This is a genomic window from Clostridioides sp. ZZV14-6009, from assembly GCF_020658095.1.
Classification (GTDB): Bacteria; Bacillota; Clostridia; order Peptostreptococcales; family Peptostreptococcaceae; genus Clostridioides.
Window position 1 is genome coordinate 147,528 of the sequence record NZ_JAGWDG010000003.1, and the last position, 14,625, is coordinate 162,152.

General features: G+C 28.2%; 14 protein-coding genes and 1 riboswitch. Of the genes, 4 read left to right on the forward strand and 10 right to left on the reverse strand.

Annotated features, from left to right (window positions below; genetic code table 11):
- Positions 1-79: 79 nt before the first annotated feature.
- Positions 80-1,192: an alanine racemase gene (locus tag KGF36_RS06725; RefSeq protein WP_227827595.1), complete on the forward strand. Its 1,113-nt coding sequence runs from the start codon at positions 80-82 to the stop codon at positions 1,190-1,192.
- Positions 1,193-1,437: 245 nt separating this feature from the next.
- Here the strand turns inward: KGF36_RS06725 and KGF36_RS06730 are convergent, their stop codons facing one another.
- Genes KGF36_RS06730 through KGF36_RS06740 form a run of 3 tightly spaced genes read right to left on the reverse strand, consistent with a single transcriptional unit; the run spans position 1,438 to position 3,777 of the window.
- Positions 1,438-1,947, reverse strand: a complete 510-nt coding sequence (locus tag KGF36_RS06730; RefSeq protein ID WP_227827596.1) for a nucleoside recognition domain-containing protein — start codon at positions 1,945-1,947, stop codon at positions 1,438-1,440.
- Position 1,948: 1 nt separating this feature from the next.
- Positions 1,949-2,590: a nucleoside recognition domain-containing protein gene (locus KGF36_RS06735; RefSeq protein WP_227827597.1), complete on the reverse strand. Its 642-nt coding sequence runs from the start codon at positions 2,588-2,590 to the stop codon at positions 1,949-1,951.
- Positions 2,591-2,604: 14 nt separating this feature from the next.
- Complete coding sequence (locus tag KGF36_RS06740) at positions 2,605-3,777, reverse strand: M20 family metallopeptidase (RefSeq protein WP_227854639.1); 1,173 nt, start codon at positions 3,775-3,777, stop codon at positions 2,605-2,607.
- A 270-nt stretch (positions 3,778-4,047) separates the two neighbouring features.
- Between KGF36_RS06740 and KGF36_RS06745 the strand changes: the two genes are divergently transcribed.
- Positions 4,048-5,409 carry a hypothetical protein gene (locus KGF36_RS06745; protein ID WP_227827599.1) on the forward strand — a complete coding sequence of 454 codons (1,362 nt, stop codon included), beginning with the start codon at positions 4,048-4,050 and terminating at the stop codon, positions 5,407-5,409.
- A 268-nt stretch (positions 5,410-5,677) separates the two neighbouring features.
- On the opposite strand, the gene KGF36_RS06750 is transcribed toward KGF36_RS06745, so the two are convergent.
- The 6 genes from KGF36_RS06750 to bilQ form a co-directional block, all read right to left on the reverse strand.
- Positions 5,678-6,142, reverse strand: a complete 465-nt coding sequence (locus KGF36_RS06750; RefSeq protein WP_227827600.1) for a DUF1648 domain-containing protein — start codon at positions 6,140-6,142, stop codon at positions 5,678-5,680.
- A 387-nt stretch (positions 6,143-6,529) separates the two neighbouring features.
- On the reverse strand, positions 6,530-8,089 hold the full coding sequence (locus KGF36_RS06755; protein WP_227842565.1) for an ABC-F family ATP-binding cassette domain-containing protein: 1,560 nt from the start codon (positions 8,087-8,089) through the stop codon (positions 6,530-6,532).
- Positions 8,090-8,272: 183 nt separating this feature from the next.
- Entirely contained in the window at positions 8,273-8,545 is a 273-nt protein-coding gene (locus KGF36_RS06760) for a CD3324 family protein (protein WP_227854640.1), read from the reverse strand.
- Between the two features lie 209 nt (positions 8,546-8,754).
- Complete coding sequence (bilS, locus tag KGF36_RS06765; protein WP_227840451.1) at positions 8,755-9,285, reverse strand: flavodoxin family protein BilS; 531 nt, start codon at positions 9,283-9,285, stop codon at positions 8,755-8,757.
- A gap of 77 nt (positions 9,286-9,362) precedes the next feature.
- Positions 9,363-10,457, reverse strand: a complete 1,095-nt coding sequence (gene bilR / locus KGF36_RS06770; RefSeq protein ID WP_227827605.1) for a bilirubin reductase — start codon at positions 10,455-10,457, stop codon at positions 9,363-9,365.
- Between the two features lies 1 nt (position 10,458).
- The gene (bilQ, locus tag KGF36_RS06775) at positions 10,459-10,905 is read right to left on the reverse strand and encodes a bilirubin utilization transcriptional regulator BilQ (RefSeq protein WP_227827606.1); all 447 of its coding nucleotides are present in this window, start codon (positions 10,903-10,905) and stop codon (positions 10,459-10,461) included.
- Between the two features lie 310 nt (positions 10,906-11,215).
- On the opposite strand from bilQ, the gene KGF36_RS06780 reads away from it, so the two are divergent.
- Entirely contained in the window at positions 11,216-12,406 is a 1,191-nt protein-coding gene (locus tag KGF36_RS06780) for a pyridoxal phosphate-dependent aminotransferase (RefSeq protein WP_227827607.1), read from the forward strand.
- A 166-nt stretch (positions 12,407-12,572) separates the two neighbouring features.
- Positions 12,573-13,541 carry a DMT family transporter gene (locus KGF36_RS06785; protein ID WP_227854641.1) on the forward strand — a complete coding sequence of 323 codons (969 nt, stop codon included), beginning with the start codon at positions 12,573-12,575 and terminating at the stop codon, positions 13,539-13,541.
- A 198-nt stretch (positions 13,542-13,739) separates the two neighbouring features.
- On the opposite strand, the gene KGF36_RS06790 is transcribed toward KGF36_RS06785, so the two are convergent.
- Positions 13,740-14,402: an anthrax toxin lethal factor-related metalloendopeptidase gene (locus KGF36_RS06790; protein ID WP_227827609.1), complete on the reverse strand. Its 663-nt coding sequence runs from the start codon at positions 14,400-14,402 to the stop codon at positions 13,740-13,742.
- Between the two features lie 99 nt (positions 14,403-14,501).
- Positions 14,502-14,588: riboswitch (cyclic di-GMP riboswitch) on the reverse strand.
- Positions 14,589-14,625: the final 37 nt, after the last annotated feature.

The following is a 14,625-nucleotide window of genomic DNA, read 5'->3' on the forward strand; positions in this document are numbered from 1 at the left end:
TCTTATCATAATATTTTATTAATATCATAAAATCAAGACCTATGATTGATTTTACTTTTATTGAAAGGTGGTAAACAACATGAAAATTTCAGAAATTGCTACACCAAGCTTTTTACTAGATTTAGACCAGTTAGAAGAAAATATAAATACAATACAACAAATTTGTACAAAGAACAACAAACAGCTTTGGCCTATGCTTAAAACGCATAAAAGCACATATATTGCAAAACTTCAAAAAGATGCAGGTGCTGCTGGATTTCTTGTTGGAACTCTTGATGAAGCTGAAGCTTTGATAAATGCTGGCTTTAAAGATATTATGTTGGCTTACCCTTACATGGGAGATGCAAATATAAACAGGGTAGTAACTATGGCTTCAAAAATAAATTTAATATGTGCTACAGATAATATAGAATGTGCAAAAGCTTACAGTAGGGCTTTTTCTCTAGCTAAAATTGAATGTAAACTACTTCTTATTGTAGATTGCGGATTACACCGTTTTGGTGTTGAACCAGAAAAAGTAGTCGAACTTGCTACTGAAATTTCAAAACTAGAAAGTATAAATATTGTTGGAATAAGCTCACATCCAGGTCAAGTATACGGTTGTAGTTCTCCAGAAGGTGTGCCAGATGTTTGTATTCAAGAAGATTCTACTATGGAGAAAGCATCTAAATTATTAACTGATAATGGCTTTAATATAGATATTGTAGCTTCTGGAAGCACTCCAACAGTTGAAACTGAGGCTGCTTCTAAAACTATCACTGCTGTAAGACCTGGAAACTATGTATATTATGATGCTATACAAATAGGTCTAGGATGTGCTACTGAAAAGATGTGTGCTCTTACTGTTGTATGTACTGTAATCTCAAAAAATAGTAATGGATATTATTTAGTTGATTGCGGAAGTAAATGTCTTGGATTAGATAAGGGTGCACATGGAAATAGTAGTATTGTTGGATATGGTAGAGTTTGTGAGCATCCAGAACTTACTATTGATTCACTTTCAGAAGAAGTTGGTAAAATTAAAGTAAATGGAGAAACTGATATAAAAATAGGTGATAGAATAAGAATTATACCTAATCACTCTTGTTCTACTGCAAACTTAACTAGTAATTTACTAGGCTTTAGAGGAGATACAATAGAAAAAGTCATTGAAGTAGATATACGCGAAAATTCAAAACATATTGTACTTTAAAAATACATTTATTTTGATATTAGCATGAAAGTATATTTAGTCTAAAATTAATGTTAATGTTGTAAAAAGAAAAATATAAATTCTAGAAATATAAATTTAAAAGAAGTTTACCAAAATAAATTTTTAGTAAACTTCTTTTTTAATTAATATACATATTAATTACTATATATTAATTGCTGTACATCAATTCTTGTATATATTAATTCTTATACACACTTTATAATTAAGTCATAATTTTATTTTTTTTACATTAGTCCCATAACAGTAAGTAAAACTCTTACTATCAACATTCCCACTACTGCATCAAATATAGGAACTGCCAACAACAACATTCTATACTTAGTACTAGCATTTGCTACAAGTACTATTCTCGCATAATGACCAACTAGAGTACCCATTAGCATACATGGCATAATTAATATAGTTGCTTGTGGTGCAGTAATTAGACCTTGTGCAAATAAGTTTGCAGCTGTTGCTGCTCCTGCTGCCTTAGCAAAGAAAGCTGCTATCAAGACTACAACTGATTCCCCAGGTAATCCAAAAATACCCATTACTGGACCAAAAATACTTCCTAAAATATCAACCAAGCCAGTTAATTGTAGAAACTGTACTATTACATATCCCATTACCATGGCTGGTAATATTTGTTCAACTCCTATGTAAAAACCTTTTTTTGCTCCTCCCATAAAAGTTTCAACAATAGTTTTCTTAACTTTATTATTTGCAATTGTATTTCCAGAAGTTTGTTGACTCATACTACGCAACCTCCTTCTTCTTTTTATTTTTCATTTTTATAATTAATCTAACTAAATTAGCTCCAAGCATCTTACAGAATATCTCTATAAGTATTATCGGACCTATTGCCAATAATGCTATTGGTAAAAGTGGAGCTTGAGTATTTATTGTATTTAATATAACTGCTGAACCAGCATATTGATAAGCTACAAATATAGTTCTTTCATCATCTGTTATTTCTCCACTTTCATATAATCCTTTTGTCATTATTGAAGCTACATCTGAACTAGTAAATGAAGATACAAACGCTATACCAGCTACTCCAGGTATGCCAAGTAATGGTTTAAGTAATGGATTAAATATCTTTGATGCAGCTTGCATTCCTCCCATAGATTCCACCACATCAATAAGTCCTACAGCAAAACATACAGTTGGTATTAGAGTAAGTGCAAATAAAAATCCATCTTTTGCACCAGTACCACCTTTTCCCATAAAGTTTATACCGTCTGAGATAGTACCAAATGAACCAGTTAAGTTAGCAAAATCTAATGCTTTTAGAAATCCTTGTCCATTCTGAAAAATTCCAGAAAATAGTATTATCAATATAAATAAAGACACATACCCTTTCCATGTTACTTTATTCTCTCTATCCGTTGTGTCCATATTAAATCCTCCTTTTATATTTCAAATTTATCCAAATTTAAAATAACTTCAGAAATTAATTTTACCCTTTCAAACATAGAATCAACTAATGCATATTCTCTCGATGTATGATTCCATTCTCCCTTTACACCAAATGAACATATTGTAGGAACTTTTCCAATAGTTAAATAACTGGCATCTGAACTTCCTCCAAGTTTTTTAGCATTTATTTCTCCAAAGCCATTTTCTTTTGACACTGTATTTACAAACTCATAAAATTTCATAACATCTTCTGTAGTTTCAAATGCCATCATTTCATTGACAATCTTAACTTCTGTAGAAGTACCCTCTATATAAGTTTCTTTACAGATTTCTTCAATTCTTTTTTTAACATTTTCTGCTTCTTCAACTTTTTCAAATCTAATATCTATTTCTATATTACAATCTTGTGGAATAGAATTTGGTACTCTTCCACCTTTAATAACACTTACAGTAACTGTAGTTCCAAGTTCAAGATTTGTTAATCTTTGTATTTTTAATATTTTATTAGCCATTTCTTCTATTGCATTTCTTCCACCTTCAAAGTCATTTCCTGCATGTGTTTCTACGCCTTTTACATGTACATTACATCCAATTCTTCCTTTTCTACCTACACATAAGCTATTATCTACTAATCCAGTTTCCATATTGAATGCACAAAGACCACCTTGTCCTTCTTTTAGCATAATTTCTCCACCTGCTGAATCCCTATGCCCTGTCTCCTCATCTCCTGAAAATACTATTTTTATTGGTCTTTCATTATATCCTATTTTATTTAAAGCCTTGATTACATATAAAGAAATTACTATTCCACCTTTCATATCCAAAACACCTGGTCCATAAGCTTTTCCTTCTTCTATCTTAAATGGATTTTCTCCAAATGTACCTATTTCAAAGACAGTATCCATATGACCTGAAAAAATTATTGGTTTTCCATTTCTATTAGAACCAAGTGTACCTACTAATGTATTACCATTGTTTCCAACATCTATTAAATTACAATCTAAACCTTCTTTTTCAAATTCAGTCTTTAATTTTTCAGCTAATATATTTACACTTTCTTTGCAATTTGTATAACTCTCAGTATTAACAATATCTTTCCATAAAGAAATTATTTCTTCTCTATTTTCATCAACAAATTTAGAAATATCATTTAAATATGTGCTCATAATATCCTCCTTTATTTTATAAAAAATATAATTTTGTCTTAAAAATAAGGTTCACATTTTTAGAAATTTTAAAAGACTAGTCCTTAATTACAAAATAACATATTTTTTTCCGTCAGTCAACATTTTTTCAGTATTTTCTATATTTTCTGATTTTTCTTGCATTTATTTTTAGACGGTAAAAATAAATTGACTCTTTTTATCTACTATTATAAAATGAGGATATAAATCGGCAATTAGTTACAAGACTTTATAAATTTTAATGGAGGCTTTATGAAATATAAGATTGGTTTTTTAACAGCATCTTATTTTCTGTCAGATAATTTTAAACATGTACTTGAAGAATTAAAAGATGTTTGTGAAGTTACATTTATTGAACTTAAAGGTAAAAATTATTTTAATGATTTACTAAGAATATACAATGAACAAGTAGATAATTTTGATGCCTTTGTTTGTAGTGGTATAATACCATATAGTGAATTGACACTAAAAATAGAGAATATAAAAGTACCTATAAACTTCTTAAAACTTGATGAAAGAGACTTTTACAAATACTTATTTAAACTTTTAAACAGTCAAAAAGACATTGATTTTACAAAATCATTTATGGATTTTTTAAGAGAAGATAACAATTATTATGATATATATTCCTTGATGGATTCTAATAATTGCCCATATACAATCAAAGATTTCAATATTCCACAGCCTGTATATGATTTCAAAAAATTAAATGACAAATTATTAGAGATACACCTTGACTTATTAAAAAACAATAAAATTAACATTTCCTTTACTCGAAACTATGTCATAAGCTGCGAATTAAATAGATTGGGATATAATTGCATTTACATGGTTCCCTCTACAGAATCAATCTTAAACACATTTAAATCTGTGATAAACGAAATAACATTGAAAAATTTGGATAAAAATAAATCTGCAACTTGTATAATTACAATAAATAGCTCAGAGTATATAAATGATGACCTAATATTTAAAAATGATGAGATACAAAATCAAATATACAACACTATCTTAAATTCTTTATCAACAAATGGATTCTATGGAGTTCAAGTCAAAAAAAATGACATGAAAATAGAAATACATACTACTAAAGAAATGCTAAATAATATGACTAAGGACTATACAGAATTTTTTATTTCAGAAGACTTAAAAGAAATTAAGTATAGCTTAAATATTGGTTGGGGAATTGGCAACACAAATATTCATGCAGAACAGAACGCTCGTCAGGCAAATAGTAAATCAGCTTCTCTAGGTGGAAATTGCACATTTATAGTAAATGACACTAATAATATAATAGGACCTTTATATTCAAATAAAAATTCTAATGACCTTGAAGAAAGTTCAATAGCCAATAAAGTTGCTTCTTTCATTCCTTTATCTAATGTAAATGTATCTAAAATTATGAGTATGATTAATGATAGAAATTCAAATAATGTATCAGCGGAAATATTATCAGACTATATGAATATAACTCTTAGGAGTGCAAATAGAATCTTAAGTATCTTATATAAGGCTGGTATCGCAACTATTGTAAACACAAAGCTGGATAATCAAAGAGGTAGACCAAAGAAAATATACAAAGTTGATTTCTTATCTTTTTTAGATAATATCTAGAGATTGAAGTCTAAATTAGTAGCTTTTTTAATAAAAATAACATTTTTCCACTAATTCTCAATAAGCAAAGTTTTTGAATCTGAATATGCAAAATGCCAGAATCCTCATAAACACTATGTTTTTATCAATTCTGGCATTCTTTTTTATTCCGCTATCAGAATTTAAACCCATGATGCTAAAGTAAGCTTTTGCTTTTACCTTACTTCATCAGCATGAAAAATGTATCTTGAACGTACCTCAAACTCTTTATAGAAAGCAAGTTCATTCCTTACTCATTTTTTGAGAGTTGCTTGTTTTTTTGGTATATTTTATTCCATCCTATTAGTAATAAAATAATAAATACACAGGTATCTATAAAAAGAATAACTGTAACGTTCTTGACAATATTGTAGACAAAAAATATTGAGAATACTTCTACGGATAAAGCTACAAAACATAAAAAGTTCGTCAAATAATCTGCAATAGTGTCACTATAGAAAGCTCGTATTTGTAACCATCTACATATAAATGAGCGTAAAATAAATCTGAACACAACACAAATAATTGGATAAGCATAAATAAATTTTTTATCTACACTATTGGCTACACCATTATTCCATTGCACAGGAATTTGAGCTGGCAGTTTTGGAAATGCTATGATTGCAATTAGCAAACAAGCAATGGTAATAATTCCCCATGTAACATTTCCTCCCCATATATATAAGAAACTTACAGAGTCCAGTTTTTTCTTCAACTTCCTTAATTGTCATCTTTAAACACCACCTTTCGATTTATTGAATTACCTAATATCTTTCTTTTTTATTACTCTAAGTCTTCTTTAATGTTTTATTTCATTATTTGATTCGCCAATATTCCATTATCAATAATACCACACTTTGTAACAATCGCCTCCTTGTGTGCATCTAAAACTGCTTGATTATTATATAAAATACAGTATAAACATGGTTTACAGTCAAGTATTTTTATCATTTTTTTGATTCTATTAAAAAAGGCATCGCAAATAAATGCCATGCCTTTCTATTAATCTAGTCTTTTCATATCTTTCTCAGTCCAAAGGTCAAATTAGCTGGTCTTATGGTAAAATTGATAAAAGATATAACAGGTGATATAAGATTTTCTATCATATTAAATAATTAATTGCCCACTTCTCACAATCCCAAATTTTATTAACTATATCATTATAAAATTCTGGCTCATGGCATACTAAAATTATACTGCCTTCATATGATATTAAAGCTTTTTTTAGTTCTTCCTTTGCTTCAGAATCTAAGTGGTTTGTTGGCTCATCTAGTATTAATATATTACTAGGATTATTTATAAGTTTACATAACCTTACTTTAGCTTGTTCTCCACCACTTAATATAGAAAGCTTGCTTTCTATATGTTGATTAGTCAACCCACATCTTGATAGCATTTTTCTTATTTCATATCTTGTGTATGTTGGAAATTCATACCACACCTCATCAATAAGTTTTTTATCACTTATTTCTTTAACTTCCTGTTCAAAATATCCAACATTTTGTTCTTCTCCTACTTCAATACTTCCACTTATTGGTTTATTTATTCCAATCAAGCTTTTTAATAAGGTTGATTTTCCTATACCATTTGCACCTATTAAAGCTATCTTTTCTCCTCTTTCCATAATTAAATTTATAGGTTTACTTAGTGCTGTTTCATATCCTATAACTAAGTTCTTAGCTTCAAATATCATCTTCCCAGATTTTTTGGATATTTTAAAGTCAAAGTGAGGCCTTACTTTTTCCGTTGATATACTTATTCTTTCTATTTTATCTAATTTTTTCTGTCTTGATTTTGCCATCTTACTGGTTGATGCTCTAACTTTATTTTTTGCAATATATTCTTCTAACTTTGATATTTCTCTAATCTGTTTTTCTTGAGCTATTCTTAAATTTCTCTTGTTTTCTTCATACATCTGTTGAAATTTTTCATAATTACCAATATATCTTGTCAATGTCATATTTTCAAGATGACACACCACATTCACAACACTATTCAAAAACTCCAAATCATGTGATATCAATATGAATGCATTTTCATAATTTTGAAGATATTTTCTTAACCATTCTATATGTTCTTCATCCAAATAGTTTGTAGGTTCATCTAAAAGCAATATATCTGGTTCATCTAACAATAGTTTACCTAATAATACCTTTGTCCTTTGACCTCCGCTCAATTCTGAAACATCTCTATCAAGTCCAATATGTCTAAACCCAAGACCTAAGGCAATTGAATCTATCTTTGAATCAATATTGTAAAATTCATTGTTATTTAAAAAGTCTTGTATATTTGCAACTTTTTCAAGAGACTTATTTATCTCATGTTCATTCATTTCTCCCATTTTACTGTATATACTATTCATTTCACTTTCCATATCAAAAAGTTCCTTAAAAGATTCTCTTAAAATATCTTTTATTGTATTACCTTTTTCTAGTTTAGTATGTTGATCCATATATCCAACTCTTACTTTGCTACTCCATTGTATATCACCACTATCTGGAATCAGTTGACTTGTTATTATATTCATAAATGTAGACTTTCCCTCGCCATTTTTTCCAACAAGACCTACATGTTCCCCTCTTAACAGCCTAAAAGATATGTCTTTAAATAATGTTCTATCTCCAAATCCATAACTTATATTATTTACATTTAAAATACTCATTGTTCTATTCCTCTTCTTAAAATTTAGAAATTCCTCAATAAAATCATATCATTTAAATAGATCATACCTCAAGTTCATAAACAAATCTGTACTAATTTTGTACGAAAAAAGAGACTTTGTTAAAAAGTCTCTTCTTAATCTTTTGTTATATAAATCTATCTTTAAAACATTAATATTCTATTTTCAATCACTTTTTTCTTCTCTTATTATTCGTCTTATACTATGCTCCGTTAAATAATAGTCCTTTGTAAGTTCTTTAACAGAAATACCTTTATTGTACTTATCAAATATTTCTTTATTTCTTTTTTTCAAGATATTTCTTGAACCACTATTTTCACCCCAAGCTTTTTTATTTTTAGACTTTCGTGGTATATATAAATAACTACCATCTGTATATTCTTGAATTAATTCAAGTATCTCTTCTGGCAATATATTTTGTGCTTTTTCATACTTCATAGTACTCTGCTCCCATCTACATTTTAAATTGTAAATAAAAGCAAAGACTGCACAAAAACAATTTAGCCTAAATATTATCTTGATTTATTAGGCTCTAAACAAAGTTTTATTGCAATTGTATTTTGCAGTCTTTGCTTAGAGCCAACTGAAATTATAATATCGTTACTCTCTTTCATATTACAAACTCCCTTTCTATCTAATTTAAACTATTACATATTACTAGCTTTAGCTATTATATCTTTTGAAAATCTAACAGCTTCAGATATCTCTTGCTCATCTGGATGACTTTGAGACTCTTCATGACCTTTTAATTGCTCACGAATATGTTCATTTTCAGGATGAAGTTTTATCATTTCTTCATATTTAACCTTTAAACCTTCTGCAATCTTTCCTTGGCATATAAATGACCCAACTATTTCATTATCCTTTGAAAAGACATCTTTCACTTTGTCCATGATGTTAATTCCATAGTTTCCCTTTGTACTTGCTCCCATTGTTCCAAATAAAGCTAGCTTTTTGTTATGAATATTTTCAAAGACTAGTTTTGAATTTTTATCACAAATTCCTTTGTCCACCCAATATCCTAAGAATATTATATCATATTTTTCATAGTCAACATTATTATCAATTACTTCACTGATATTTTTAATTTCTTTTTCGCCTTGAATTGCATCATATATAGATTGAGCAATTTTTTTAGTATTTCCAGTTAAACTTGAATATAAAATTAAACTTTTCATGATATATCCTCCTATATATTAAGTATTTATCTAAAATTTCTTAATACCATTAAATTTTTAATCACTATAAGATTTTATTAATCTAATATACAACCAAATTGAGAATGTGTCTGCAATGCATCTGCACATTTTTTATTGCAGTAGCAACACTTCTTAATATCATCTACTCTTCCTTCTCTTACTTTCTGCAACCAATCACTGTCTGCCAATAGTTGTCTCGACATAGCAACCATATCTACTCTGTTATTTGATATAACATTTTCTATGAAGTCTGGACTAGATAGCTTACCAACACCACAAACTGGAAGGGTTGTGTGTTTTTTAACTTCATCAGCTAAATACAAAAAGCATCCTTCATCTTTAAAATAAGGATGATTATTGACTGGTATGGTGTCTTCTAGTTTGGAATGATTTGCTAATGTTACATGAAAGCTATTTACACCAAGTGATTCAAATTTTTTTACAAAATGCTCCACTTCACAAAATAAAACGCCTGCATTACCATAATGAGGATTTTCTTGTCTAACTGCAAGCTTATAATCTATTGGAATATCCTTTATATCATTACGGATACTACTAATTATTTCACTTGCAAATCTACTTCTATTATCACAACTTCCACCATATTCATCAATTCTACTATTGTATATACTGGATGAAAAGCTTCCTATAAGTCTATCTCCATGAATTTGAATCATATCAAATCCTGCTTTTTTTGCATTTAATGTTGTTACTCTAAACATCTCTATAATATTTTTTATTTCCTCTTTTGGCATATTTGTTACATAATCCTTTACTCCATCATCCATAATTTTTTTTATTTCATCATGTGAAGTAATTCCCAATTTCATGGTATTTCTGATTAAATTCATGTCATAATCTGAACAAAATATTTGTGCTGAAACTTTCGCCCCTGAATCATGTATTGCATCTACAATTTTTTTGTACTCTCTAATTCCATCTTCATTTGATAAGCTTAGAGCCATTTTATGAAAACTAGGTCTAACTGATACATCTCCTATCGTAATCAAAGCTACACCTGATTTAGCAATTTTACAAAACTTGTCAATTCGTTCTTCCAAATTAAGACCCATACTTGTAGGTGCAAAAGATACCCTATTTTTTAATTCTAAATTTCCAATTTTAATTGACTTTAATAAGTTGCAATACATCCTATTCTTCCTCCACTGTTGCCTTTATATCTTTTACTGTATGTAATTTTTTTACTAGGTCTTTGTATCCTTCATCCAAAAACTCTTTTTTTATATTACTATCCCATTTTGAAAATATGTTTTTTATATCTCCTAGTACTTCTTCACCCTTATCTGTTACTCTCAATTGAAAAGCTCTACTATCATTAGGATTTTGAATCTTTTCTATGTAACCATCTTGTTCTAATCTAGATATAGTTCTTGTAGTATGAGCTTTATCCACCTCGAATTCTGTAGAGACATCATTCAAAGAACAATTCCTATTCTTGTTGATATAAATTAAATAAAAATATAAACCATTCGTAAGCTTATATGGCTTTAGACATTTTTCACAATAAAGTTTAAAGTTCCTTTGAAGATAACAAATAATATACGACAAACTCTCATGCTGTAACTTTTTAAAATCCATTCTTAATTTCCCCTCTATAATTCTAATGCAATATATTTGACTATATCAACTATATTATATTAAATCCTTGATACAGTCAAGAATATTTTGCCTTATAACTGTATAATTTTATACTCCCTTATAAAATTATCATAAAATATAATTGTGGTTTAGTTAGAATTTGTAATTTTTTATATACATCATACATAAATATATTTTATATAAAAGTTTATATTTTCAAACAAGAAATTTTTCGAAAATTGTCTAAATTCAGTAAAAATATGGTAATATATACATAAGCAATATAAATCTATAAAAGGGAGTGTTACATATGATATCTAATAAAATGCAAATTTTAGTTGCAAACAGCTCTGTTATAAGAGCCATGTTTGAAGAGGGAAAAAAACTATCCGATATGTACGGAGAAGAAAATGTTTTTGATTTTAGTATAGGAAATCCAAGTGTTGAGCCTCCAGAAACTATTAAAGCAGTTATAAGCGATATTTTAAATGAAGAATCTCCAAATCTAGTTCATGGATATATGAACAACTCAGGATACGAAGATGTAAGAGATGCTATTGCCAAGCACATAAATAAGAAAGATGGATTAAACCTTACAAGAGATAACTTAATTATGACTTGTGGTGCTGCTGGTGGTCTAAATATTATTTTGAAAACTCTTTTAAATCCTGATGATGAAGTTATTGCTTTTGCACCATATTTTGGTGAGTATAAAAATTATACAGAAAACTATGATGGAAAGTTAATAGAAGTTCCTACAAATATAGAAACTTTTGAACCAGATTTAGATGCTCTAAAAAATGCTATTACTCCAAAGACAAGAGCTCTAATAATAAACACTCCAAACAATCCTACTGGTGTTATTTATTCTGAAGAATTGCTAAAAAATCTTGGAGAGTTACTAGACACAAAACAAAAAGAATTTAATACAAATATATATTTAATTTCTGATGAACCATATAGAGAAATAATTTATGATGGTGCTAAAGTTCCTTGTATATTAAAATACTATAAAAATTCATTTATAGGATACTCTTATAGTAAATCATTGTCTCTACCTGGTGAACGTATAGGATATATTGTGGCTAATGGAGAAATGGATGATTTTGATGATGTTATGTCTTCATTAAATGTTGCAAATAGAATACTTGGATTTGTAAATGCTCCTTCTCTTTTTCAAAGAGTTATTGCAAGAAGCTTAGATGCAGAAGTTGATGTAAATATTTACAAGAAGAACTTTGACCTTTTATATAATAGCTTAATAGAAATGGGATTTTCTTGTGTTAAACCTAGTGGTACATTCTATTTATTCCCAAAAGCTCCAATTGAAGATGATAAAAAATTCTGTGCTGATGCTAAACAATTTAATTTACTATTAGTTCCAGGCTCTTCTTTTGGCTGCCCAGGACACTTTAGAGTATCATATTGTGTATCTTATGATAAGGTTAAGAGTTCCCTACCAGCATTTGAAAAATTAGCTAAATTGTACAATTTAAAATAATTAAATAAATATAATTACAAATAATTAGCTACCTTAGTGTAGAATTTTATATTCTATATTAAGGTAGCTTATAATTTTATATCTTATGTTTATATGCCATTTTATACCAATGTACTTGAATATTGTAGTTTATAGTACTAATATAAATTACAAGGAGGTGTTTGATTTGAAAAAAGGTTATGTTTATATAATACTAACTACCATATTTTTTAGTTCAATGGAAATTAGTCTAAAAACTGTTACTAATGACTTTAATCCCATACAAATAACTTTATCAAGATTTTTTGTTGGTGGATTAGTCTTACTACCTTTTGCTATAAAAAGATTAAAATCCCTTAGTATTTCTATTACAAAATCAGATTTAAAATACTTTGCTTTTTTAGGTTTTATGTGTGTTGTAGTAAGTATGTCATTGTACCAGTTAGCTGTACTAAACACAAAAGCATCTGTAGTTGCTGTCTTATTTAGTTGTAATCCAGTATTTGTGATGCTTCTAGCTTATTTAATTCTAAAGGAAAAAATCTATAGGCACAATATAATTTCACTTATATTAGAAGTACTTGGAATTATAATTATTATAAATCCACTGCATACAAGATTAACTTTTAGTGGTATATTCTTAACACTATCTTCTGCCATTATTTTTTCAATGTACACTGTTTTTGGTAAAAGAAAAACATTAAAATTTGGTGGAATAGTTGTGACTTGTTTCAGTTTTATATTAGGTAGTTTAGAAATGCTTGTATTAGTTCTACTTACTAAGATTAATTTTATATCAAATATGTTAAATAAAAATGGGCTCCATGTATTTGCAAATATACCTATTTTTAGTGGTTATACCTTACACAACATACCTACTATGATTTACGTATTTGTATTTGTTACAGGTGTTGGTTATGCACTTTATTTTATGGCAATGGAAGCTACATCTACTAGCCTTACATCTTTAGTATTTTTCTTTAAGCCTGTAATATCTCCAATACTGGCATTACTAATTCTTAAAGAATTTATTCCTATTAATATGATTATAGGAATTTTATTGATAGTGATTGGTTCAATAGTTTCTATTATACCTACAATAATGACTCAAGCTCATAATAAACATATTGAGTCATTATATAAAAGTCAGCAATAAATCATCACATAAAAAATATACATAAGATTAAATTGATTAGTTTTACACACAATATAAAAGGTTGTGTCTCAAAATGAACTTTTTAGTTCATGAGGCACTCTTTTTGTATGAAATCAAATATATTTTTATCATTTCAACAATGAAAAAGAGGCTTATCTCTATTTTGAGACAGCCCCTTAATGTTTTTATATAAATTTTTTATTTTACTAAGTTTTGTAAAAAGCTATAAGTTTGTGGACAAGCTGCTTTTAATTTACTATTTGTGTCTTGATTTAAGTAGTAATATGCAAATGCTTCAGCAAAGAATTCTTCTGGATATACACCTAAATAATTTACATTTCCTAAAGAACGTCCCTCTTTAGCAAATATTTGTTTAAATTGTGCTGATTTAGAAATATCATTCAATGCAAGATGGTCTACTGCATGTGCTGTTTCATGTAATTCTAAGTTTATTGCATCATGACCTTTACCTTTGTTACTAAATCCTATTCTAAGAGCTACTGTACTTCCACCTAAACCAGGAACATCATCCCAAGTTTTACCAGTATTTTCCCATCCCTTAGGAACTACACCTTTTAAATAAGCATATTCTTTTTCATCTGTTAATTTTCCACTTAATAATTTTATTTTTAAGTTATCTTGTTTTAATACATTTAGATATTTTCCATCTATATTTGCAAGTCTATTTATCATAGCATTAGCTTCATTTTTATCGTAATTTCCACTTGGAAGAACCACTATTTGACTAAGTGTTTCTTTATTGTTTTGTAAAGTTGCACTATCTGCATGTGCACTTACTGGAACTGAACTTATTAAGAATATTGATATTATAGCGATTAATAATTTTTTACTTGTTTTCATATTATTCCCTCCTTTGAGTTAGGCCGGGAGTAATAAATTTCAAAATAAAAAAGATACCCAAGAGTATCTTTGTATATACAAAAAGAAATTTTTACTCTTTTCGGCAACTGGCTGGCATAGTTTACTTAAACTTTAGCCCCTATAGCTTTGCGTGACTAGGTTTCCCTAGTTTTGCCTCATTTAATTTTATATTTATATTATATCTTATATCCTTCTCTTTGTC

What these genes read in the sequence shown, in the direction of transcription:
- KGF36_RS06725 (WP_227827595.1), top strand. Translation starts at nt 80, where the DNA reads ATGAAAATTTCAGAAATTGCTACACCAAGCTTTTTACTAGATTTAGAC.
- KGF36_RS06730 (WP_227827596.1), bottom strand. Translation starts at nt 1,947, where the DNA reads ATGAGTCAACAAACTTCTGGAAATACAATTGCAAATAATAAAGTTAAG.
- KGF36_RS06735 (WP_227827597.1), bottom strand. Translation starts at nt 2,590, where the DNA reads ATGGACACAACGGATAGAGAGAATAAAGTAACATGGAAAGGGTATGTG.
- KGF36_RS06740 (WP_227854639.1), bottom strand. Translation starts at nt 3,777, where the DNA reads ATGAGCACATATTTAAATGATATTTCTAAATTTGTTGATGAAAATAGA.
- KGF36_RS06745 (WP_227827599.1), top strand. Translation starts at nt 4,048, where the DNA reads ATGAAATATAAGATTGGTTTTTTAACAGCATCTTATTTTCTGTCAGAT.
- KGF36_RS06755 (WP_227842565.1), bottom strand. Translation starts at nt 8,089, where the DNA reads ATGAGTATTTTAAATGTAAATAATATAAGTTATGGATTTGGAGATAGA.
- KGF36_RS06760 (WP_227854640.1), bottom strand. Translation starts at nt 8,545, where the DNA reads ATGAAGTATGAAAAAGCACAAAATATATTGCCAGAAGAGATACTTGAA.
- bilS (WP_227840451.1), bottom strand. Translation starts at nt 9,285, where the DNA reads ATGAAAAGTTTAATTTTATATTCAAGTTTAACTGGAAATACTAAAAAA.
- bilR (WP_227827605.1), bottom strand. Translation starts at nt 10,457, where the DNA reads ATGTATTGCAACTTATTAAAGTCAATTAAAATTGGAAATTTAGAATTA.
- bilQ (WP_227827606.1), bottom strand. Translation starts at nt 10,905, where the DNA reads ATGGATTTTAAAAAGTTACAGCATGAGAGTTTGTCGTATATTATTTGT.
- KGF36_RS06780 (WP_227827607.1), top strand. Translation starts at nt 11,216, where the DNA reads ATGATATCTAATAAAATGCAAATTTTAGTTGCAAACAGCTCTGTTATA.
- KGF36_RS06790 (WP_227827609.1), bottom strand. Translation starts at nt 14,402, where the DNA reads ATGAAAACAAGTAAAAAATTATTAATCGCTATAATATCAATATTCTTA.